Origin of the sequence: Chlorogloeopsis sp. ULAP02 (assembly GCF_038404745.2) — a bacterium.
GTDB lineage: Bacteria > Cyanobacteriota > Cyanobacteriia > Cyanobacteriales > Nostocaceae > Chlorogloeopsis.
This window is the reverse complement of sequence record NZ_JAYKTT020000054.1, coordinates 16,767-40,571: the sequence shown is the minus strand read 5'-3', so window position 1 is coordinate 40,571 and position 23,805 is coordinate 16,767. Positions and strand designations below refer to the sequence as shown.

At 39.4% G+C, this 23,805-nt stretch carries 14 protein-coding genes; 11 read left to right on the top strand and 3 right to left on the bottom strand.

Annotated features, from left to right (window positions below):
- Positions 1–1,004: 1,004 nt before the first annotated feature.
- The 5 genes from U2718_RS18975 (at position 1,005) to U2718_RS18955 (ending at position 5,241) form a co-directional block, all read left to right on the top strand.
- Positions 1,005–2,993 (top strand): response regulator, encoded by a 1,989-nt coding sequence (locus tag U2718_RS18975; protein ID WP_341996080.1) that lies wholly within the window; start codon positions 1,005–1,007, stop codon positions 2,991–2,993.
- 94 nt (positions 2,994–3,087) lie between these two features.
- Entirely contained in the window at positions 3,088–3,468 is a 381-nt protein-coding gene (locus U2718_RS18970; RefSeq protein WP_341996078.1) for a response regulator, read from the top strand.
- A 481-nt stretch (positions 3,469–3,949) separates the two neighbouring features.
- Positions 3,950–4,219 (top strand): hypothetical protein, encoded by a 270-nt coding sequence (locus U2718_RS18965; RefSeq protein WP_341996076.1) that lies wholly within the window; start codon positions 3,950–3,952, stop codon positions 4,217–4,219.
- Between the two features lie 73 nt (positions 4,220–4,292).
- Positions 4,293–4,871, top strand: coding sequence for an Hsp20/alpha crystallin family protein (locus U2718_RS18960; RefSeq protein ID WP_341996074.1), 579 nt, complete (start codon positions 4,293–4,295; stop codon positions 4,869–4,871).
- The gene (locus tag U2718_RS18955) at positions 4,852–5,241 is read left to right on the top strand and encodes a response regulator (RefSeq protein WP_341996304.1); all 390 of its coding nucleotides are present in this window, start codon (positions 4,852–4,854) and stop codon (positions 5,239–5,241) included. Before U2718_RS18960 ends, U2718_RS18955 begins: the two co-directional genes overlap by 20 nt.
- A gap of 24 nt (positions 5,242–5,265) precedes the next feature.
- Here U2718_RS18955 and U2718_RS18950 read toward each other — a convergent pair whose 3' ends face one another.
- Complete coding sequence (locus tag U2718_RS18950) at positions 5,266–9,447, bottom strand: PAS domain-containing protein (RefSeq protein WP_341996072.1); 4,182 nt, start codon at positions 9,445–9,447, stop codon at positions 5,266–5,268.
- 700 nt (positions 9,448–10,147) lie between these two features.
- On the opposite strand from U2718_RS18950, the gene U2718_RS18945 reads away from it, so the two are divergent.
- Positions 10,148–10,747 (top strand): hypothetical protein, encoded by a 600-nt coding sequence (locus U2718_RS18945; protein ID WP_341996070.1) that lies wholly within the window; start codon positions 10,148–10,150, stop codon positions 10,745–10,747.
- Here the strand turns inward: U2718_RS18945 and U2718_RS18940 are convergent.
- The gene (locus U2718_RS18940; RefSeq protein WP_341996068.1) at positions 10,744–13,098 is read right to left on the bottom strand and encodes a glycoside hydrolase family 31 protein; all 2,355 of its coding nucleotides are present in this window, start codon (positions 13,096–13,098) and stop codon (positions 10,744–10,746) included. The two genes, U2718_RS18945 and U2718_RS18940, sit on opposite strands and share 4 nt — an antisense overlap.
- 263 nt (positions 13,099–13,361) lie before the next feature.
- Positions 13,362–14,924 (bottom strand): Na+/H+ antiporter, encoded by a 1,563-nt coding sequence (locus U2718_RS18935; RefSeq protein WP_341996067.1) that lies wholly within the window; start codon positions 14,922–14,924, stop codon positions 13,362–13,364.
- 182 nt (positions 14,925–15,106) lie between these two features.
- Between U2718_RS18935 and U2718_RS18930 the strand changes: the two genes are divergently transcribed.
- From U2718_RS18930 to U2718_RS18910, 5 genes are all read left to right on the top strand, one after another.
- Positions 15,107–16,198, top strand: coding sequence for a hypothetical protein (locus U2718_RS18930; protein ID WP_341996065.1), 1,092 nt, complete (start codon positions 15,107–15,109; stop codon positions 16,196–16,198).
- 295 nt (positions 16,199–16,493) lie between these two features.
- Positions 16,494–17,042 (top strand): hypothetical protein, encoded by a 549-nt coding sequence (locus U2718_RS18925; RefSeq protein WP_341996063.1) that lies wholly within the window; start codon positions 16,494–16,496, stop codon positions 17,040–17,042.
- Between the two features lie 408 nt (positions 17,043–17,450).
- On the top strand, positions 17,451–18,767 hold the full coding sequence (locus U2718_RS18920; RefSeq protein ID WP_341996061.1) for an efflux RND transporter periplasmic adaptor subunit: 1,317 nt from the start codon (positions 17,451–17,453) through the stop codon (positions 18,765–18,767).
- A 186-nt stretch (positions 18,768–18,953) separates the two neighbouring features.
- A complete protein-coding gene (locus tag U2718_RS18915; protein ID WP_341996059.1) occupies positions 18,954–22,124 on the top strand; it encodes an efflux RND transporter permease subunit in 3,171 nt (1,056 codons plus the stop codon).
- Positions 22,125–22,196: 72 nt separating this feature from the next.
- A complete protein-coding gene (locus U2718_RS18910) occupies positions 22,197–23,576 on the top strand; it encodes a cation:proton antiporter (protein ID WP_341996057.1) in 1,380 nt (459 codons plus the stop codon).
- Positions 23,577–23,805 lie beyond the last annotated feature (229 nt).

Below are 23,805 nucleotides of genomic sequence, written 5' to 3'. Positions count from 1 at the left end.
TATCCAGAAAAATTTTTTATAGTTACTAGTTGGCAAATGACACAAATGATGTTGCAATAGATCGAGGAGGTATTTAATGCCTCACCAACTAAAAAGTGACTCCCAAACAAATCTGGGGGTGTGGCGGAATGGTAGACGCTACGGACTTAAGTAATTGAGCCTTAAAGGAGAAATCCTTTGAGTGTAAGCTCTCAAATTCAGGGAAACCTAAATCTGGTAACAGACAAGGCAATCCTGAGCCAAGCTAAACTCGTCACTTGTCATTAGTCATTTGTAGCTTACAAATGATTACTAACAAAAGGCTAGTTCGGAAGGTGCAGAGACTTGACGGGAGCTACCCTAACGTAAAGTCGAGGGTAAAGGGAGAGTCCAATTCTCAAAGTCTAAGATAGTAGAAGCTATCAGGCAGTGGCGAAAGCCGCAGGAGAATGAAAATCCGTTGACCGTAAAAGGTCGTGAGGGTTCAAGTCCCTCCACCCCCACTTTTAAGTAATATAATCAAAAAGCATTTCTGAAACTTGTAAACAATTGAAATTGGTTGTTCAATCTGCTTGCATTAGATGATTGCTATCGTTCAAAAATTTATTTAGAGACTATTTATAAAGTAAGTAGGGTGCGTTACGGCTTATGTTAAAGGTTTGAGCGTTTAAGAGAGTCAGATTAGCCGTAACGTACCGTATTTATTGGTGCGTTATTACAATTTAATGTTTACTTTATAAATAATCTTTTAAAGAGAAATTTTATAATTTCAGACTCATCGTACTAGTACGGATGAGCATAGTTTTGAGTTATTTGCTACTAGTCAATGACATTATTGATAATTTGGTATAACATTACGTACAAAGAATCAATTCTGAAGAACTAAAAAAATAAACTTTCCAGAGCAAATCGAATGAATTTGTCATATTTTAGATTGGTTTGCATAATCTAGTTTTTATTTAGACAATAAGCAAGAATATAATTTCTGTTAGTTTCTGTAATCTAAATACAGAAAGAGAATTTCCATGAAAATTCTTTTGATAGAAGATGATGAATTTACAACTTCAATAGTTGTAGCAGCACTTACAAATTATAACTATCAAGTTGAGACTATAAATGATGGTCAAATCGGGTTAGAGTTAGCAAAAAAAGTTGATTACGATCTGCTTTTATTGGATGTTTCGCTTCTAGGATTAGATGGAATCACCCTTTGTCGCCAAATTCGTTTTGCAGGCTATCAAATGCCAATTTTAATATTGACGGGCAAGGATAGCACTAGTATGCGTGTCATGGGATTAGAGGCTGGTGCAGACGATTATGTTGCTAAACCCTTTGATTTATTAGAGTTAATTGCACGAATAAAAGCTTTATTGCGTAGAGGAAAAGAAATTTTACCAACAGTATTAATTTGGGAAAATTTACAGCTTAATACAAATACTAAAGAAGTTACTTATACTGACAAACATCTACATCTTACTCCGAAAGAATATGGTTTACTAGAACTTTTTCTCCGTAGCCCTCAGAGAATATATAGTAGAAGAGCTTTGCTAGATAAAATATGGTCTTCTCTAGAATTTCCTAGTGAGGAAGCTGTGACAACCCAAATTAAAGGTTTGCGGCAAAAATTAAAAGTAGCTGGGATGAATGTAGATTTGATAGAAACAGTTTATGGATTGGGTTATCGCCTCAAAGAAGAACAGGATAAATCAATTAAAAGGCAACGGGGAAAAAGAAATAGAGAACAGTATAATCTAAGGATTTCCCTAAGTGGAAGAACTGCGGAAGAAAAAGGGGTTTGGGAGGGGGACTATTATCCCAACTCCAACTTACAACTTCTAGAAGATGGGGTTTTAGATCCCAGTAGAGGAACTGAGTTGACACAAAAGCAGCAAGCCGAAGCAAAAGTGATGGCTGTGGTGGCAAATATGTGGGAAGAGTTTAAACAAACTCTAGGGGAACAGATTAAATTATTTGAGCAGGTACAAGCCCACTTATCAGATGCAACACCAAATCTTTCTTTGCTCAAGCAAGCAACAGCACAAGCCCATCGTTTAGCAGGTTCGTTGGGATGCTACAGTCTTTTGGAAGGTTCAAAAATAGCAAGGGAAATTGAAAGATTGCTGGAGGAAAGTCAAACTACTCCGAAGCAAAATGTAACCTTGCAATTAGGGGAATTAATTAAATCACTGAAAAAAATAGTGCGTCAGCAATCCTTGATGCCTACTGCTAGTTCTCTTTCTAGAGTTTCTTCTGGGTGGTTACTAATAATTGATGACGATGCTATATTAACTGAACGAGTTGAACTAGAGGCAAAAACTCACGGCTTTCAAGTAGAGATTGCAGCAAATCTGAAAACGGCAAGAAGTATACTTGTTATATACTCTCCTGATGTCATTTTATTAGATCTCTCCTTTAGTGATCCACAGGAGAATGGTTTAAAGCTCTTAGCAGAACTGAATCAGAGTCAGCCTGACATTCCTGTCTTAGTTTTCACTAGCTGCAATCAATTGTCTAAACGAGTAGAAGCTGTAAGTCTTGGTGCCTGTGGCTTTTTAAGTAAAACTATGTCTGCTAGCGAGGTTATTTCCGTTGTCAAAACAGCACTGAAACAGCACCATATGGCTGAAGCCAAAATCCTGGTTGTAGATGATGACTCCTTAGTGCTTAATCGTGTAACTGCATTGCTGTCACCTTGGGGAATACAACTAACTACATTACAAGATTCTCAAAGATTCTGGGATGTATTAGAATATACTGTACCAGATTTGCTGATTTTAGATATCGAAATGCCTGATTTTAGCGGTATTGAACTATGCCAAGCTGTACGCAACGATCCTCGTTGGAACCAGTTAAGTGTTTTGTTCTTGTCCGTACATTCTGATACAGAAATTGTGCATAAAGTTTATGCAGCAGGAGCTGATGACTATGTAAAAAAACCATTTGTAGAGTCAGAATTAATCGTCCGTATACTTAATCGCTTAGAAAGGATCAGACTAAAAGAGAAAGTAATATAACAGTATTATCACTAGTAATTATGTAATTATTTTATGCTATTGTTCAAAACAAAATTTTTTACCCTAGAAAGTTTTAAAGGGTAAAAGTAAAGCTATGTCAGCGAAATGTATTTTAGTAATTGATGATGAAAAAAACCTGTGTACTATTATTCAAGCTTGTTTGGAAAAGCTTGGTTGTTGGAAAGTGCTAACAGCACACTCAGGTAGTAAAGGCTTAACTTTAGCTGAAACCGAGCATCCTGATGCTATTCTTTTAGATGTAATGATGCCAGATATAGATGGGCTGGCGCTGTTTAGTAAATTGCAGAGTAATCCTCTAACTCAAAATATTCCCGTAATTTTATTGACAGCTAAGGTACAGATGGTTGACTTAAATAAATTTGCTCAACTAGGGGTTGCAGGAATAATTCCCAAACCTTTTGATCCATTGAAACTTTCACGTTTAGTAGCTGAAGTTCTAGGATGGAAATCTTAATCTTAGTACAAAAACTGATATCTCACACCATACCCTGCGAGAAGGGCTTTGCCTTACAGTTGAAAGAGCAAGAGTAACTCTAGTTCTTGTTGCTAGTTGCCAGCTTGAGGCTGGTAACGGGAGTTATGGATTTGCCTGGTGGCTGTTCGGAAATTGTCAAGTATGATCCGGGGTATATGAAGAATTAGGGAAATATCCGTTGAAGCTCCTGAAGTGGCAGAAATAATTGGTAATAAACTTGCTTGTCTTGAGAACTAAAAGGGCGTTGTTAAATGGGGTATGAATCTGGATGCCCAGAGGCGATATGTCGCTTTTCTAGAAGGGTTTTGACATGACGCAAAATTATTTTTATACATTAAATTAGCAACGCTATTAAAAGCATCACCTTAAACATAAATTTCCAGTGCAAGTGTTTTCCTCATAAAATCCTCATTTTTTTGTTTTAAGTTATGAGGTGGAGCTAATTTGAGGAATACAGACAATGATTAACAACAGCGATCGCCAAAATTTTGAAACTATTGAAAATCAAACTTCCTCAATACTCACGGATAATATAATGCTAGCTGGATACACAAGTATAATCTACGAATTAAGTACGTTAGTTGAAGATACTGAACGGTTAAACCAACAACTCGAATTGCTGAGACAGTACTACAATTATCAGCAACAGCTAGTTAGGAATAGAATTTTAAAAATTATAGAAAACTATAGAAATTCAACTAAAAATTTATCTATTGATAACTTAAATTAATAGCTTTCGTTTGCAAGACATGATTGACTATTTTGGTAAGATTCATTAGTTGATAGATAAAGGAAATATTAGAATGTTAATCTGTTGGCAAATCTTCCAAAGGTTGAGTATTTTTGAGCAATACTTATATAGTGTGATCCGTGAGTTTTTGTACAGCTATGGTGAAGATACACTATGGGTTTATGAAGAGGGTAGAACTGGTGTATCTATGATTGAGGTAGAGGAAACAGATACGGAAATTATAGTCATAGCAGAAATTCCAAATATAGAAACTGAAAAACTGGATGTTCAAGTTTCTCAGGAAACAGTTCTCATTATCGGACAAGAATTAGAACTTGCAAAAGTTTTTAGCTCCTTTGATTTTGAATTTTGCCCAAATCAATTTCAAATTATTATTCCTCTACCTAATTTGATTCAACCTCATGCCACGCTCGCAGAATTTAATGACGGTATCTTGAAGCTCACTTTCCAGAAGTCATACCATAAAAGGCGACCAATTAAGGTGAAAATTTTTGACACCAAAGAGTCTACACCAGAACAATCTTTAGCTGTAGATGCATCTCTTGGTATGAATTGGGACAAGTTAAATTTGGTGTTTTCTCCAAGCGAACAGTATGTAGGAACTACAAATGATGGTAGAACTAGTCAGTAAAAGAATTCTATTTGTTGATGATGAACCATATATGCAAAAAATTGTCAAAATCAGCTTAGAAACAATCGGAGGCTGGGAGGTAGTATTAGCGAATTCAGGTGCAGAGGGCTTAATAAAAGCAGAGGATCTCAAGCCAGATGCCATTCTTCTAGATGTGATAATGCCAGAAATTGATGGCATTGCTTGCCTCAAAAAATTACAGTTGAATATTAAATCTCAAGCAATACCAGTAATTTTCTTGACATCAATTTTAAGCTTTACTGAACCACATCAATTCTTGCAGTTGGGCGCAGTGGGAGCGATCGCTAAACCTTTCAATCCTCTAACGCTAGTTTCTGAAATTGTTAAAATTCTTGGTTGGAGCCTATAGACTTCGCAAAAATGCTATTGATCCTTACCCTTCCACTACCTTAGGTATCGTGAAATAAAATATACTACCTTTTTCCAAAATACTTTCCACCCAAATTTTACCGCCGTGCTGCTGCACAATACTCTTACAGATAGCTAAACCTAAACCCGTTCCTCCTTTTTGACGCGAGTCAGTGGCATCAACTTGTTGAAACCGCTCAAAAATAGTTTCTAATTTACTATCTGGGATACCTCTACCTTGGTCTTGAACTTTAAATAAAACTTGATCTGTCAGATATTCTGCACTCACTGTGACTTTACTATGTGAGGGAGAGAATTTTATCGCATTACCTACTAAGTTAACAAGAGTCTGAATAATCCGATCTGGATCTACCCAGATTTGTACAGAACTGGGTAACATAACTAGTGCAATATTATTTTCAGCTGCCAAAGGTTGAACAGTTTCTGTAGACTGACGTAAGATTTTAGTGACATCGCACCACTGCTTGACTAGAGTTACTTTATTTGACTCTAAGCGCTCTAAGTCAAGAATATCATTTACTAAGCGCACTAAGCGTTCCGTCTCGCTGGAAGCAATTTCTAACATTTGTTGGGCTGATTCTGGTTGATCTTTGAGTACTCCAGCAGCTAGTAATCCTAAAGAACCACGGATAGAAGCTAAAGGCGTTCGTAGTTCGTGGCTGACAATAGAGATGAATTCATTCTTCATTTTCGCTATTGCCCGACTTTCCGTAATATCTTCTACAGTACCCACATTACCCATTAATTCACCTGACTCAGAAAAAATCGGAACCGCCATCAATCGACAAAAGCGAATTGTTGCATCTCGGTGAACAAAACGCACCTGGGCGTAAAATTCCTGATTTGTTGTTAAGAACAAAATCCATTGCGGAAACACTACTTCTAAATCTTCTGGGTGAATAAACTGCATCCAGCCATCTTTTAAGGCTTCCTCAAAGGTAAAGCCACAAATTGCTTGACAGCGAGGATTGCTATAAGTATTGTTACCTTGAGCATCAGTTCTAAAAATGCCTACTGGTGCAGACTCACTCAGAGTCCGAAACAAAGTTTCACTTTGCTGCAAAGCTTCTTCTGCCCGTTTGCGATCGCTAATATCGATACTAACTCCCGTTACAATCCAGCAATTGGCTACCTTATCCAGGTGAGAGGAATAAATTGCAGAAATCCAACGCAGCGAACCATCTTTGTGATGGAATCGATATTCTACAGCAAAAGTGCGTTCAGCAAAAATACTCTCAAAGTGTGGATAAATAAGCGTATCTCGATCCTCTGGAAACACCCGTGATATCCACAGCATTTTGTCGGTTAAGATTTCTGCTGCTGTATAACCAAAAAGACTCTCACATCCAATCGACTGATATTCATATTCCCAGTCTCGATTGGCAAAGACGCGAAAACTGACAATAGAGGCATTCGCCGTAGTGAGAATATTTTTTAAGTGATTTTCTGATGCTTCCAGAGCAAGTTCTAGCCGTTTGCGCTCGCTAATATTGATGCTGCTGCCCACAATCCGATAGATGCGTGAACGTTCATCCCATAAAGGAGCCAGGTTAGTTATCCACCAGGTATCTAACCCTAAAAAGGGTAAACATTCTTCATAGGTAATAACTTTTCCTGCCTCTTGACAAGCTTGGTAGCGTTGCCGAACCGATGCAGCAATTTCGGGAGGAAACATTTGTTGTAAAGATTTACCTTGTATTTCTGCTGAACGCATATTTGTGAAACGTTCGCAGGCAGGATTGAATCCAACTAATTTAAAATCACCGTCTTCGATAACATCTACTACAAAAATAGCTTGTTCAACACCATTATAAATACTACGTAAAAACTGCTCTTTTTCTTGCAGTGCCTTCTCAGTTTGCACACGTTCTGTAACATCTTGGGTAGTTCCATACAAACGAATCACTTGCCCATCGGTATTGAAGTCTGCGTATCCAATCCCCTCAATGTAGCGTATAGAACTATCAGACTGAGGATTGAGTCTGAGTGTAAGTTTGTATGATTCACCTGTTGTAATCGCTCGCTCAAACACTTTGTGCAATTTTTCTCGATCATCTGGATGATAGAGTTGTAAATGCTCAAGATAAGTGGGTTCCTTTTGTAGGAGATCTCTATTTAATATGTAAAATAGCTCCTCTGTCCAGGTGATTTTTTTAGTAGCGACATCAAACTCCCAGTTGCCGATACGGGCAACTTTTTGGGCTTCTGTGAGGAGAGCTTTGCTTTTGCGTAGTGTTTCTTCAGTACGTTTGAGTTCAGTAATATCAAATCGGACACCATCCCAAATTATCCGTCCGTCATCCATCGCGCGGGGAGTTGAGCATAAGCGCGCCCAGCGAATATTACCTTCGGGAGAATATTCTCGTACTTGAACATCAAAGACTGACATTGTTTGTGCAGATTCTTCCTGCTTTTGACTAACGTAGAGAAGATCTTCCGGAACCAAAGTACTATACAACAGACTTGGATCTGCCAAAATTGCTTCGGGTTTTAGTCCATGTGCTTTTTCAACACCCGCACTAAAATAGTAAAAGCGATAGTTACCATCCACTTCCCGCACAACTTGGTAAATATAACTATTGGGAATGTTGTCCCCAATCGCCCGTAAAAAAGCTTCTCGCTCTTTTAAAGCTTGTTCTGCTTGTTTGCGATCATCTATATCTCGGTGAATACCTGCCATTCGTAATGGTTGGGCATCTTGATCCCGCACTACAACCTTGCCATAGTTAGCAATCCATTTCCACTCTCCCGATTTAGTTCGCATTCGATATTCAAAAGTGTAGGGAACAGAACTATCTTTCAAGTGAGCTTGCAACACATCCATCACCCAAGGCTTATCATCTGGATGGATAGATTTTTCCCAACTGCTAAATTCAGCTGGAAATTCATCAGCTGCATAACCGAGCATTTCTATCCAACGAGAGCTGAGATATACTTCTCCTGCCGCAAGATTCCAGCCCCAAATTCCATCTCCAGATGCTTCCAAAGCTAGTTGCAATCGTTCTTCACTCTGGCGCAGTGCTGCTTCTGTAAGTTTTAATTGAGTAATATCGCGTCCAACAGACTGACACTCAATTACATTTCCCCCATCATCGAATAGCATTCGGTTAACCCACTGTGTCCAGCGAATTTCTCCTTTACCATCGATTACCCGATTCTCAATCATTATGGTAGGGTTTTCAATACTCATTGACTCTAGAAGTTGAGTCACCCTATCCCTGTCTTCTTCATAAATAACAGGTTTATAACTCTTACCAAGAATATCCTGGCGCTCAATGCCAAAATAACGACAAAATGCTTGATTAACAAACAAAATCGTACTATCTGGCAAAAAACGAGCTACCATTTCCGTCTGATCTTCTAGAATTGATTGATAACGGGCTTGGCTTTGTTGTAGTGCTTCTTCTTGCTGCTTGCGATCGCTAATATCAAAGGCAATTCCCTGAAGCACAGTTGTTTGCCCATCTGTTGCCAGCGCAAGTTTGGCTTGATCTTGCACCCAGATGGTTCTACCATCGTGTCTGATCATGCGGTACTCGCTACAAAAGGGTTTACCTGTGGCGATGGCAGCGGCAACTTCTTGCTGAATGCGATCGCGATCCTCTAAATGCACCAACTCCGCCCAACTGTTAAAAAATCCGGAATTCCACTCTTGATCTGGAATGCCAAGGAATTTTTGTATTTGTGGGCTGATGTAAGCAAATTCTGATGTTGCAGTGATTGGGGAAGTGTATGCAACTCCAGGAATTTGCTCGACGAGATTGCGGTATTGTAATTCGGCTTGTTTAAGGTGGGTTTCTATGTGTTGTAAAGCTTCCAGAATACTTTCAAGCGTGATTACACCTGCTAGTTGCTCTTTTTCATCCACAATTGGCAAGTAGCAGATTTTGTGGTAGCGCAGCAGGCTAAGGATATTGAATAAATTGTCTAACTCTGATTCTTTAATAGTAATAACTTGATCAGTCATTACCTCTAATAAGGTGGCAATGCTTAAATTTACCCCAGAGGCGATCGCCCCAACTAAATCTTGCTCAGTAAAAATCCCAACTAGTTGTCTTTGCTCACAGACTAAGACATAACTAGTTTTCCTACGGTTCATCACTTTAACGGCAGTCTCAACCGGGATATCTGGTGGAAGAATAGCCAGACATGACTGAATCAATTGACTTTGGGGCCATGCCACCATATTCTTAGGTATAAAAATTAATGCATTAACATTTTAGTTTGCCCAATCAGATCCCCAGCTTTTTCAAGAAGTCGGAGATTCTGTATTTTAGGCTTAGGAAAATAAAAAGCCCCGGCTGGGGCTATCAATAAATGTTACCGTATGCTCAGTAAAAAGCATTACGCTACAGGCATCCGCTTTGTACTGTGTAATAAATCTTGCCATCTAAAAATGAGGAAATTCTGAGGAAGTCTAAAAGTAACTAATTTCCAAGTACAAGATCTAAGATGCTGATATGCTATGCGCAGATGTCTAGCAAGGTATGACAGAAAATGGGCATCTTCAGGGCGGTTCTGCTTACTTGTACAGTAGGATACAGATTCTTGTTCACTAACAACGACAAGCTTAAGAAATACATCTTAAAAGAGAAAATTAAATCCTCCTAGAGGTAAATAAGTTTCAAAAACACTACATTTAACATAAATTTATGCTTAATAGCAAAGTAACAATTATTTTCTTCTTCAATGAACTATATAATGTTAGTTTTTTTACCACTACTGAAGTTATTAGTTTATTCAAATGTGACATGAAATATATTATGCTTAGGAAATAGTGATAGGAAGAGTGTTTTTCAGTTGACAAAAATTTTGATATGTCACTTGAGTGAAATAACTAAAATATTTTTTAATTAAAAATACAAGGTGCTGCCAGAGTAAAATATATGGCTAATCCAGTTAAAATATCAGGTAATTTAACACACTTTTTAGCGGAAAACAAACAAGAAGAAGAACTAATGTACGAGGTTCTTCTAATAATAGAAAATCTAGCATACAGAGAAGAAGCTACTGCTAAACTTATCTTTGACCGCCTTTATGATATAGGTTCAATTAACCTAATCAATAAAAAGTTTCGCTCTTGTGCTGTTAAAAGAGTAATGAAATGGATTGCGAGAATGTCTAAACCAGCGTTCAGGATTTTTGCGTGGCGTTGGTTTAGAAAAAATTGTCCGATATTAATTACTAATTGGCTTTACCAGCAAGTTAGTTTTAAAAAGCCAGTAGTACAATCAGCAGAAATAGTGATAGAAAAACAACTTTCTCCTGCCAAGGTAATTTCTGAATTAGAATCTAAAAGCAGAGAAGTAAAATTTCTACGCTCCCAAGTGAAATTACTTACTGGTATTTTAATAGGGGTTATCACTTTATTTGGTGGTAGTTTGATTTGGTTGAGTCAAAGTTTAATAACAGGGCGATCGCCTCTGCAAACTGTAGAACAATTACCTCCAGTAGAATTACAAGAGGCAATTATCAATAGACGCTAGCCAAAAGTGAGGCGGCGAGCAGAACCGTCATCTGCAAATTCTTGCTCTCCATCACCTATCACCTCAACAATGGCTTTGCGAGGGTGTGGAGTCCACTGTCCTTGCCGTGCTTGGATATCCACGACTGTCTGCGTACCTTCTGAATACACGCGATAAGTTGTAGTTGACCAAGCACCGTGGCGATATTCAAAGCTATGCCCATCATCTTCATATAGTGTCCATTCCCCTGCACCAGGAGTAACTCGTAATCTTAATTCGTTGATGGGTGACTCATCCACATACTGCATCACAGGGGCGAGAGGAATAATTGAGCCGGCACGAATATATATAGGCATTTTTTCTACAGGTGCATCAGCAAGAATATAAGTTGAGCCTGTGTAACACTCTGCCGTCCACCAGTCATACCAGTTTCCTTGGGGCAAATAAACCATGCGTTTCTCTACCCCTGGTCGGTATACAGGTGCTGCCATCATCGATGAGCCTAAAAGTACCTGATCGTAGATTTCATAGGTTTTCGGATCATTGGGATAGTGATAAAATAAGGGACGTAGAATTGGACTTCCCGTGCTTGTTGCTTCCCAAAATAAGGTGTAGATGTAAGGCAATAATCTGTAGCGCAATTCGATATATTGGCGGCAAATTTCTTCTACCCTTGTTCCAAACTCCCAAGGTTCGTGGCGCTTAGTATTGATCATCGAATGAGCGCGCATCAAAGGATAAAGCATTCCCAACTGCATCCAACGAGCAAACATTTCTGGGGTTGCATCTCCTGCAAATCCCCCAATATCTGCGCCAACAAATGCTACGCCAGACAAACCTAAGTTACAAAGCATAGGTAGAGACATTTCCAGGTATTCCCATAGTGAATGATTGTCCCCTGTCCATACTGCCGACCATTTTTGTACACCAGCATAACCCGATCGCGTCAAAACAAAAGAACGCGATCGCCCTCTAAGTTTTTCTAATGCCTCCCGACAGGCACGAGCCATCATCATTCCATATAAATTGTGAGCTTCGGCGTAGGTTGTGCGCTCATCACCAGAGCCTGTAGGTGCATCCATTGGAAAGAAAATTTTCTGCCCCCCCTCATCTCCAAATGGGCGATCGTTCATTGCCGGCTCATTCATATCATTCCAGATTCCAGCAACACCCATTTCAGTTAAATTGTGGTGTAAATCTCCCCACCATTGACGCACATCAGGACGAAGAAAATCGGGAAATACAGCGCGATCAGGCCAAACATAACCGTGAAAAACCTTGCCATCAGCCCGACGAATAAAATAGTCCTTTTCCACTCCTTCGTCATAAACTGCATAATCTGATTGCGGCTCGAATTTTACACCTGGATCGACAATGGTGACAACTTTAAAACCTTCCTCTGCCAAGTCACCAAGTAATTTCTTGGGATCTGGGAATCGTCTGGGGTTCCAGCTAAATACCCGGAAGCCAAACATATAATCAATGTCTAGGTGGATAACATCGCAAGGTATCCGACGGTGACGCAGTTGGTGTACTAGTTGTCGCACTTCTGTTTCTGAGTCATAACTCCACCGACATTGGTGATAACCCAATGCCCATCGAGGCGGTAGTGACATTCGCCCCGTTAATTGCGTGTATGTATGAATAATTTCTGCTGGTTCAGGACTGTAAATAATGTAATAATCTAATTCGCCACCCAGAGTTTCCATTCGTAAAATTTCTGGTTCGTCGGCACCAATATCAAAACGACTCCAAAATGTAGTGTTAAAAAATAAACCATAACCAATTTCCGGACGCAACGCCATAAAAAACGGAATCGCTTGGTACATTGCATCCGTTAACATAGTGTAATCAAGGCTATCCGTTGTCCAATTAGTAAGACGCTTGCCCCGTTGATTTAGTAAGCCAGCCCGCTCTCCAAAGCCATAGTATTTTTCTCCAGCTTCTATACGCTTCCAATTGGCAACTTGAAACTTTCCTGCCCCCATTTGTCGCCAACCCATCCCCAAATCCATATCTTGAGCAAAGGGACGATTTTCTTTGTCAAAAAACTTGATGCGACAAGGATGACGCTGCACGCAGACGCGCATTTTTTCAGTTTCAATCATCACCTCTTCCTCCGTCTCTAGGACGTCGAAAGAGATCGCAGCCCATTCCTCATCCCGTGGCGTCACAGCCCAAGAACGTCTAGTTCTAAATTCTCCTGTAGGAGAAAAACTGACACGGATAAGATTTGGGGCAAGAACCCTCAGACAAAGGCGAGAAACGTCGCACTCAAAATCTATCCCTTGCTGATGAGGCTGAATATTTTGAACGGATGAGACATTCCACGCTGGTTCGCGAACAGGTAGTTCTCCGGCAAATTCTGGCATATGTAATTAAATCTGGCTATAAATGCGGACAATTACGGTTACTAGTGCTAACCACAACCTAATCAACCTAAATGTAAGTACGTACACTTTGCATCAGCCAAGGGAAGTATAAGTATGTATCTTCGCCTGCATAAGTTTTAAGAAATAAGGGCAGAAGGGAAGATGTCAGGAGTAGGGTGTGTTACGGCTACGTAAGGATTTAAGATTTTAGGAGAATGAGAATTAGCCGTAACGCACCCTCCAATTTTATTCACTAATAACTGTTAAAGCTCATCCTCTAAAACATCCTCAAGCAAAGGAGCAAGTTCTTGATTTAATCTACCCGATCGCACAAATTCTGCGTAGGTATCTGCCTCTACAGCGAGCAATTCCATTCGCAGCTGTTGGGCTGTGAAGGTTTGCAAGTTGGGGTATTCATCTTGTAATTTATCAATTTGCTCCTCCAACCGTCGCAGTTCACCTTTAATTAAAGTCTCCTGATAGCGGTAAAATTCTGGATCTAATCCTGGGCGTTCTTCTATTTGTTCGAGGTATTTTAAAACACGTTTAAGGGCAGTTTGGCGAGCAACTAACTCCAAATATTGTTGTCGCAGGGGCTGATCACCTAAAAGATTGAGTTTTTCTAGTAAGGGCTTTGTAGTTAATCCCTGCACCAAAAGTGTAAATAAAACTACCCCAAATACCGTAGCAATTACATCTTCTCGTTCGCTGAGGATATTCGGTACACTCAATGCTAAAGCGATGGAGACAGAGCCTCGCAAACCTCCCCACCAGAGTACAGTTTGTTGTGCTAAAGAAATATCTGAGTTGACGAGGCGATTGCTAATAAATCCTAAACTATAAACAGCGATCGCTCGTGCTAAAACCATCCCAGCAACAGTGACAGCAATAATTGCCAGATTTTCTCCTAAATGGGTAAATCTAACTTGGTCACCAATCAATAGAAAAACAATAGAATTAACAAAAAAAGCCAAAAATTCCCAAAATTCGCTGACAATTACCCGTGTACGCGGGTTCATACCAATTCGGGAACCAAAATTACCCAAAATCAAGCCAGTGGTGACAACTGCTATTACCCCAGATCCACCAAATTCTTCGGCAATAATGTAAGTTCCGTAAGCAGAGACGAGAGTTAAAGATTGTTCCACCAGTGGTAAATCAAATCTTTGCGTTAGGTAAGAGATACCAAACCCAATCAAACCACCTACTGCTAAACCGATTCCAATAACCGCAAACAGTTGTAATAATACAGGTCTTACCCCTAATTGTGCTGTTCCCAACGGTAAGGCAACTAGGAAACTAAAAGCTACTACTGCCATACCATCATTAAATAAACTCTCGCCCTCCATTAGTGTTGTAAGGCGCTTGTCTACTCCTAGTTCTCGAAACAAAGCCGTGACTGAAACTGGATCGGTAGCAGACAAACTTGCTCCTACCAGCAATGCTGTTGTTAATGGCAGTTGTGCTAATAAATTCAAACCTAGCGCTACACCTGCAATAGAAATTATTACTCCTATGACTGCATACAGGCAGATAGGCACTAAATCCCGCTTTAAATTAGACCATTTTAAATTCCAAGCAGCTTCAAATAGTAAGGGTGGCAGGAAAATTGCCAGAATCAACTCCGGGGAAAGATTAACTAAGCGCACATCCACTAGCGCCAACCCCAATCCAGCAATTACCAAGAGTAAAGTGTAGGGAATTTGACGAAACCAGCTAATAACTTGCGGTAGTGTCGCTACACTCAAGGAAACTGAGAGTACAAGCAGAAATTGCTTTAAATTTTGCTCAATTCCAATTTCGCCTACGGCAGATTCGATTGCCATATCAGTAATTTGCTCAAACTATAAATTTTTGCAACGCTTGCTGTTTTGGGCGTTCTAGAAAGTTAGATTATCCTAGATTGAGTAAACTATTTAACAAGTAAAAAGCGGAAATTACCCAATATATTCGTAGAATGTGGCTAAATCTACATAATCGTCTTCAGAAAACAAAGGATACATGAAAAATGAGAAAGTTGAAATTGCTAAGATGGCTTCCTCATCCTTATTCTTGGCTAAATGCTTTAATACTATTTGGATTGATGGCAGGATTTATCAACACAATTGCATATAATCAATTTCTATTACTTAACTTTACTAATTTATCAGACAAACCAGAGCGAATTATCGTTTCGGTGATATTTTTGCTAATCTTACCCATCCCAGCGATCGCTTTTGTACATCACTTTCTGCTCAGTCGCTTTATTCCAGTCATTCCAGGAAAAAAGGTAAATAAAATTCGAGGAATTTTGCCAGGGCTGCAAAGTTGGAGAGAAAGCTTATATAGCTGGCTGGTTTTTATTTTGTCTACACTAACAGCAACTTTAATTTTTACTCCTCTCCTCCCTTTATTTCAACTCAACTATGATCAAATAATTTCTAACTATAGTCAAATTAGTAGTAAAATCTTACCATTTTTCGCTATTATTTGGCTATTTTGTGCTGTTATACTTTATGAAATTGAATCTTTATTTAAACGTCGTATTATTTTAGGAAATTCTATCAGTACTGAAGCTAAAAACCCAGATGTAACTACATTACATGAATTTAAAAATGAAGTAATTTCATCTGATTTTGGTGTTACTAAGGTGCAAACTATCGATGAAATTCCTAAAATAAAACAGAAACTCACAGAGACACCTCAAAAGTCTTCCTCAGTCTCAAAGCAACTAGTGACGTTGATTTTAATTCCCTTTTTGGCTCTATGGATATATTCCTACGCCAAATTACCAGAAATTAAACAAAGTATCTCTACAAATTTTTCTATAGAGAATCTTACAACAATCGCTTCTGAACAAGAACCACCTAAAGCTAAACCTAAAAAACCTACAGACAATTATGAACGAGCTAATAATAAAGCTAAACGCGCAACTAAACTAGCACAACTGGCACAATCTCAAGACGAATGGCAAAAGGTTGTTCGCAATTGGGATGAAGCGATCACTCTCATGAAAACTGTACCATATACTAGTAGTAATTACAGTCTAGCCCAGCAAGAAATTATACAATATCAGATTCATCGTGAATTTGCTCAACAATATACTCTAGATGGCAATTAGGTAGGTCGCTACAAATAATGTTAATTAGTTGAGGTAGTTATTGGTCATTTATCATTGGTAGTCTCTCTACGTCAAGTGCTACAACGGGGAGAGCCGCGGCAACAAACTCACTTCTCTCCCTCCTCTTGTTTGTCCTTAATCCCCAGTTAATACATATAAATTTTAGATGAATTAAAATCAACAATTTTTTGAAGATTGCTGTTTGTAATTGTCGTGTAATCACCGAAGTAAAATTTTAGAGCACAAGTTATATTTAATGTAAATTTTCTGTTGATAACTCTTCGCTTCTACAGTTATGACACAAGCAAATATTTTAGAGCTTGCCAAGCAGGGTGATGTTAAGGCAATCGCATCTTTAATAAACAGTCAACTACAACTTAAAAATGTCACAGCCAAAGTTAGCTTCAATAATACTTGCTTAGAAATTAAATTTAAATCTAGTCAAGTGCCAGAACAAGAAAATTTAGTTAAATATGTTCGCCAAGAAATCACAGGCTTGAAAACTGTATGTATTAAGAACGTCAAAATTTACGGTTATCAAGAAGGAAAATCTACACCTTTATGGAGCCAAGAATTAAACATAGAAATTCCACTAAATCTCTCTTCATCTAAAAAAAATTTACTAAATACTAATTGTAAAATCAAAAAAACCTATTACAATATATTTCAAAATATATATTTAAAAGTTTCTCTTCAAGCTGAGAAAATAAAATTATTGAAACTATTATTAATATTATCTATTAGTCTTTTTATTGTCGGAGAAAATAGATTAACTCGTCAGAAAGGATGTATTTTACACAACCATACGACAGGTAAATACATACATATGGAGCGTTGTAAATAGTTACTTATTGAAATAAGCCTTTGTCTCAACATAACTTCAGTCACTTAGGAGTATCTACCACTAATCATTAATTAATTTGGGAATTTTAGCTGTAAACAGTCAATAATGATAGCTTTTTAGTTACTGAGTACAAGTTTTGTATGCAAATCATAGCAAGATTTGAATAATTTTCGCAAGAATAGACAAGACACTAGAACAGGTTTTTTTGTAAACTATAAATAAATACTTATTTCTAGATAGATGAGACTTACTTTAATAAAAGGTTATGCTAGCGTAAAAGCTAGTATCTAGTCATACAAGGGAGCATCATAACTAAATCAGTAATAGCAAGTAATTTCTGTATCAATTTTAAGTTTAAGTTCAATCCTGATTTAGCGGTCATTTGTTTTATTCACTTCTCTGCAATCCATGATACCCCCTCAGCCTCAAACTGAATTTGAAGATAGTGTTCCAGAGACAGAAATACAGCCACCTCGCCAAAAACGTCGGTGGCTTTGGTTATTGTTAGCTCTACTGGGATTGATGGGTGGAGGCTTTTTGTTGTGGCGTTTGCTAACTCCAGCAAATAATCAAGCTCCAACAGCAGCTAATGCTCCACCACCAGTACCAGTGAAGGTATCCACTGTACAATCGGGCTTAATCGAAGATAGCTCTGAGTATATAGCGAGCTTAGAGTCACGTCGCTCGGTAATTCTACAGCCAAGAATTCAGGGACAGGTAGCCCAAATATTGGTGAGATCCGGAGATACACTCAAGCAAGGAGATCCAATTATCCAGATCGATGCTAGACAGCAACAGGCAGCAGTTAATAGTGTGAATGCAGCTGCTGATGCAGCTAGTTCCCAGTTAGAAAATGCCAGAGCAACCCTGCGTTCATTAGAAGCAGAACGTATATCTAACCTTGCCGATGTGAGATTAAATCAGCAAGAATACGATCGCTATTCAAATCTTGCGGCTCAAGGAGCTGTTTCTCGACAAACAAGAGATCAGTACGCCAACAGACTAGCAACAGCAAGGGCTAATTTGCGAGCGATTGAATCTAGAATACAAGCACAGCAAGCTTCTGTCTCCCAAGCAGAAAAATCCTTGCAACAGGCATTAGCTAATACCAAAGAACAAGCTGTTCAACTCCAGTACTACAGAATAGAAGCTCCCTTTGCAGGCACAGTGGGTGACATTCCTGTGAAGGTGGGTGATTTCGTGAATAATTCTACTCAACTAGTAACCATTACTCAAAATAGACCACTGGAGGTAAATATCTCTGTACCACTTGAGCGCGGATCTCAATTGCGAAAAGGAACACCAGTAGAAATCATGGATGCTCAAGGTCGCAGTGTCGGTATTAGTCGTGTATTTTTTATTTCACCCAAAGTTATTAATAACACCCAATCCATATTAGTTAAAGCACTCTTTGACAATGCCAAAGGTCAACTACGGGCTGATGAATATACTAGGGTAAGAGTGATTTGGAATCAGCGCCCTGGAGTATTAATTCCAACTACAGCAGTAACTCGTGTAGCCGGACAGAATTTTGTTTATGTAGCGCAAATGCAACAATCTCCAAAAGGGGAGTTTCAACAGGTAGCAAAACAAAAGCGTGTAGAGTTAGGCAATATTAAGGGCAATACTTATCAAGTGCTAGAAGGATTAGAGCCAGGAGAAAGAATTATTGTCTCAGGACTACTTAACCTCACAGATGGAGCGCCCATCAATCCAGAATCTTAGTAGGAACTAGGGATTAGTGACTAGGGATTAGGGACTAGGGACAAACAAGAGGACAGGGGAAGGGGAAGAGGCGGAGAATCTATCAAAAATATTCCCCGTGTCCCCACCTCCCCGTGTCTCCTTGTCCTTTTTCCCCGTGTCCCCGCGTCTTCTTTCCAACCCCCGATACCCGATACCCAATCCTTTATGTTTGTTGACTTCTTTATTAAGCGGCCTGTTTTTACCAGTGTCTGCGCCATCATCATTTTGCTGGTAGGGTCAATTAGTATCCCTACCCTACCTACAGAACAATATCCAGAAATTAGTCCAACTCAAGTAGAGGTTACTGCTAACTATGTCGGCGCAAGCTCTGAAATCGTAGAAAACACCGTTACCACTGTCTTAGAACGACAGATTAACGGTGTTGAAGGCATGAAGTACATAACTTCTAGCAGCAGTAATAGTGGCACTAGTACGATTACAGTCACTTTTGATGCTGCGCGAGATCCAGATATTGCCGCCGTTGATGTGCAAAATCGCGTCTCGTTGGCTGAACCACAACTGCCAGATCCAGTCAGGCAAACTGGAGTGACTGTCAGAAAGCAGTCCACTAACATCTTGTTAGCGATCGGGCTATATAGTAATCAAGGAGAGTACGACAACGTCTTTTTAAGTAATTATGCTGACCTATACATAGCAGATGCGCTCAAAAGAATCGATGGTGTAAGTGAGGCGCGGATTTTTGGAGAACGTCGCTATGCAATGCGTCTGTGGCTCGATCCTAATCGACTTGCTAGCCGCAACCTCACCGCTCAAGATGTCATAGATGCTTTGGAAGAACAAAATATACAGGTAGGTGCTGGGCAAATCGGGCAGCAGCCAGCGCCATCTGACCAAATGTATCAAATCGACTTGCGTGCTATTAGCAGGCTTACGGATGTCTCGGAATTTGAGGACATAGTGCTCAAAACTGGTGAGAATGGGACGCTCGTTAAGCTTAAAGATGTAGGACGAGCCGAATTAGGAGCTGAAAATTATAGTTCGTTCCTGCGATTTAGAGGTAATGAAGGTGTAGGTCTTGGTATATTTACTATTCCAGGAAGTAACGTGCTAGACGTAGCCAGAGCAGTGAAAGCTGAAATGGCAAGACTTGCTCAAAAGTTTCCACCAGGAATGGAGTATCAAGTTGCCTTTGATACCACTAGCTTTGTAGAAGCATCGCTCTCGGAAGTAGTCTCTACTTTATTACTGGCGATCGCTTTGGTAATCCTGGTAATTTTTCTCTTCTTACAAGATTGGCGTACAACCCTAATTCCCGTCCTTACCATTCCTTTAGCACTAATTGGTACATTTGCCTTTGTCAGAGCTTTTAATTTTTCCATCAACACCTTGACATTATTTGGTCTTACCTTGGCAACAGGGATGGTAGTTGATGATGCCATTGTCGTAGTCGAAGATATCTCGCGCTTGATTCAACAAGAGGGAATGTCGCCACGACGGGCAGCATCAGTGGCAATGCAGGAATTATTTGGGGCAGTAATTGCCACTTCATTGGTGTTGATGGCTGTATTTGTCCCCGTCGCCTTCTTTCCAGGAGCTACCGGACAAATATACAAACAATTTGCTTTAACAATTGCTTTTTCTATCGTTATTTCTACTTTTCTTGCTATTACTCTCACACCTTCTCTGTCCGCCTTATTACTACGACGCAATCCTCCACAACGCGGCATCTTAGGTTGGATCTTTGGTAAGTTTAACTCGTTCCAAGACTCGATGCGCTATAGATATGAGTGGTTCCTCAACCGTCTGGTAAGGGTAAAAGCAATTGTCATAGCCCTGTTTGTTTTCTCCTTAATATTGACTGGTTGGCTTTATACCCGCGTACCTACATCATTTCTTCCCGATGAAGATCAAGGTTATTTCATTACCATTATTCAAGGGCCAGAGGGAGTTTCGCTCAACTACACTAGCAAAGTGATGGAGCAGGCAGAAGCAGAAATTCTCAAATTGCCAGAAGTCACAGGCACATTTGCTGTGGGTGGGTTTAGTTTTAGTGGCAGCACAGCTAATAACGGCGTAATTTTTACAACTCTCAAGCCTTGGGAACAACGCCGCAATCAGCCAGTACAAGCAATCCTCGGTAATTTGCAAGGTAAATTATCAGGAATTACTGAAGCAAGAGTTTTGCCAGTTAATCCACCCACAATTCGAGGTTTAGGTAGTTTTAGTGGTTTTCAATATCAGCTACAAGATAGAGCTGGTAACAGCGATTTAGAAACCATGCTGCAAGTCATGGGACAGTTACTCCAGCAAGGTAATCAAACACCAGGATTACAGGCTGTATTTAGCACATTCGCTGCTAATACTCCCCAAATCTTGATTGAAGTTGATCGTAATCGCGCTAAGGCTCTAAATGTTGACGTAGATGAAATATTTAATACTCTACAGAGTTACTTAGGTTCGCGGTATGTCAATGACTTTAATTATGAACGACGGACTTACCGGGTATATGTTCAAGCAGATGCTCAGTTTCGCTCCAACCCACAGGATATTAATAAACTGTATGTTCGCTCCGCCGACGATCAAATGATTCCTCTGGGCAATCTTGTCAAACTCACTCCTACTACTGGAGCGCAAACAATTAATCACTACAATTTGTTCCGCTCAATTGAAATCAATGGTTCACCAGCTCCTGGCTACAGTTCAGGACAAGCAATTCAAGCGATGGAACAAGTATCGCAAAAGGTATTACCAACAACTTTTGGTTATGAATGGACAGGGATAGCAGCAGAAGAAATAGAATCAGGCGGACTCGCACCCTTAATTTTTGGCTTAGGACTTGTTTTTGTGTTCTTAGTATTAGCTGCCCAATACGAGAATTATATTGACCCATTAATTATTATGCTCTCGGTTCCTCTAGCTATCTTTGGGGCGCTGTTAGCACAGTCATTGCGGGGACTTGATAACGATATCTTTTGCCAAGTTGGATTGGTGATGTTGATTGGTTTAGCAAGTAAGAATGCCATTTTGATTGTAGAATTTGCCAACCAACTACACGAGCAAGGGCTTTCGATTACCAAAGCGGCAGTACAAGCAGCTCAAGAGCGCTTGCGACCGATTCTCATGACTGCCATTTCTACCTTGTTAGGGATTTTCCCCTTAGTGATTGCCACAGGTGCAGGGGCTGGTAGCCGTCAATCTCTGGGTACAGCAGTGTTTGGGGGAATGCTTGTTGCTACCTTCTTGAGTTTGTTTGTGGTGCCAATTTTATATATTGTGATTGGAACAATACGCGATCGCTTGTTCTCGCGTCGTCCACCTCAACCACCACAGCATCTAGAAGATGATGGGCGAGTTTCTACTGAAATATATCGATAAATTTATTACTAACCCGGTTTCTTAATAAAATCGGGTTTTTCTATCTAAAAGACTTGAAAAAAGCAACACAAGATGTTAGCAATTTCTATAACCTGGGTGACTTCTTTAACATCGAACCCAATTATTCCTCTGTTAGCAACTGCGACAGAATCAGACAGTGCTTACATCATGGCAGGAGTACTAATTAGTTTGATAGTAATTTATCTTGCCAGTATCGTTGGTGCTGAGATTTGCGCTCGCTTAAATATGCCGCCAGTTTTAGGACAACTACTCGGTGGGCTTGTGGTGGGAATATCTGCCTTTCATTTATTAGTATTTCCTGAAGGTGGAGGCGATAGTAGTAATTCCCTCATCATTAATTTTTTAATCGCCACTACAGGTTTAAGTTTAGATGGAGCAGCTATTTTTCAAATAAATAGTGAAGTTATTTCAGTATTGGCAGAAATAGGTGTAGTAATTCTGTTATTTGAAATTGGTTTGGAATCAGATTTAAAAGAACTGCTGAAAGTCGGGCCTTACTCTGCGATCGTTGCATTAGTAGGAGTAGCCGCGCCCTTTTTTGGTGGTACTTTAGGATTAGTTTACTTATTTGGTATACCCACTGTTCCAGCAATTTTTGCTGGTGCCGCTCTGACAGCAACCAGTATTGGAATTACAGCTAAAGTTTTAGCAGAACTGCAATATCTCAATCGTAAAGAAGGACAAATTATTATTGGCGCTGCTGTTTTAGATGATGTTCTTGGTATTATTATTCTTGCTATTGTTGCAAGTCTGGCAAAAACCGGAGAGGTAGAACTGACAAATGTAGTGTATTTGATTATCAGTGCCGTAGCATTCCTAGTCGGAGCAGTTTTACTTGGTCGTCTTTTTAATCCTTACTTTGTCAAAATTGTCGATGAGTTGAGAACTCGCGGTCAGTTGTTAATTCCGGCTTTAATTTTTGCTTTTGCTTTATCCTATATTGCTACAGCCATTCAATTAGAAGCAATTCTAGGAGCATTTACTGCGGGCTTGGTATTAGCAGAAACTCAAAAATGTCAGGCTTTGAAAAACCAAATTATTCCTATAGCAGATATACTAGTACCTGTCTTCTTTGTAGTTGTAAGTGCCAAAACTAATATTGGTGTATTAAATCCATTTGTACCTGAAAATCGTGAAGGGCTGATGATTGCTGTATTCTTAATTTTGATAGCAATTGTAGGTAAAGTAATTAGCGGTTTTACAGTCTTCGATCAAGAAGAAACTAATCGATTAGCAATTGGTATTGGTATGATTCCACGGGGAGAAGTTGGACTAGTATTTGCAGGTATTGGCTCAACAACTGGAGTTTTATCGGGTTCGTTAGATGCTGCAATTATTGTAATGGTAATTTTAACAACTTTTTTAGCACCACCTTTACTCTCGTTTGTGTTTCAAAAGCCAGAACAAGTTTCTGTAAAAACTAAAAAATGATAATTAAGAAAGCAGAAGATAAAAGACACAAGAGAAAAAGCTTTTTCACTAGTCATTTGGAAATTACGTTTGATGTGAATAAAAATGGCAAACAAAAATCATGTTTTATAAATCGACCACTGTCTTGGAAAGCTTTGAGCAGAGGAAACCTCCGCACCCTTCGGGAAGCCGCCTTCGGCGTCTACAAACGTTCCGCAGATAAACACAGATCACACGAATATTTTATCTG

Excerpts from the sequence above, each read along its gene's own strand:
- U2718_RS18935 (WP_341996067.1), bottom strand. The coding sequence starts at position 14,924 with ATGGCAATCGAATCTGCCGTAGGCGAAATTGGAATTGAGCAAAATTTA.
- U2718_RS18960 (WP_341996074.1), top strand. The coding sequence starts at position 4,293 with ATGTTAATCTGTTGGCAAATCTTCCAAAGGTTGAGTATTTTTGAGCAA.
- U2718_RS18955 (WP_341996304.1), top strand. The coding sequence starts at position 4,852 with ATGGTAGAACTAGTCAGTAAAAGAATTCTATTTGTTGATGATGAACCA.
- U2718_RS18970 (WP_341996078.1), top strand. The coding sequence starts at position 3,088 with ATGTCAGCGAAATGTATTTTAGTAATTGATGATGAAAAAAACCTGTGT.
- U2718_RS18915 (WP_341996059.1), top strand. The coding sequence starts at position 18,954 with ATGTTTGTTGACTTCTTTATTAAGCGGCCTGTTTTTACCAGTGTCTGC.
- U2718_RS18930 (WP_341996065.1), top strand. The coding sequence starts at position 15,107 with ATGAGAAAGTTGAAATTGCTAAGATGGCTTCCTCATCCTTATTCTTGG.
- U2718_RS18950 (WP_341996072.1), bottom strand. The coding sequence starts at position 9,447 with ATGGTGGCATGGCCCCAAAGTCAATTGATTCAGTCATGTCTGGCTATT.
- U2718_RS18940 (WP_341996068.1), bottom strand. The coding sequence starts at position 13,098 with ATGCCAGAATTTGCCGGAGAACTACCTGTTCGCGAACCAGCGTGGAAT.
- U2718_RS18920 (WP_341996061.1), top strand. The coding sequence starts at position 17,451 with ATGATACCCCCTCAGCCTCAAACTGAATTTGAAGATAGTGTTCCAGAG.
- U2718_RS18910 (WP_341996057.1), top strand. The coding sequence starts at position 22,197 with ATGTTAGCAATTTCTATAACCTGGGTGACTTCTTTAACATCGAACCCA.
- U2718_RS18975 (WP_341996080.1), top strand. The coding sequence starts at position 1,005 with ATGAAAATTCTTTTGATAGAAGATGATGAATTTACAACTTCAATAGTT.
- U2718_RS18925 (WP_341996063.1), top strand. The coding sequence starts at position 16,494 with ATGACACAAGCAAATATTTTAGAGCTTGCCAAGCAGGGTGATGTTAAG.
- U2718_RS18945 (WP_341996070.1), top strand. The coding sequence starts at position 10,148 with ATGGCTAATCCAGTTAAAATATCAGGTAATTTAACACACTTTTTAGCG.
- U2718_RS18965 (WP_341996076.1), top strand. The coding sequence starts at position 3,950 with ATGATTAACAACAGCGATCGCCAAAATTTTGAAACTATTGAAAATCAA.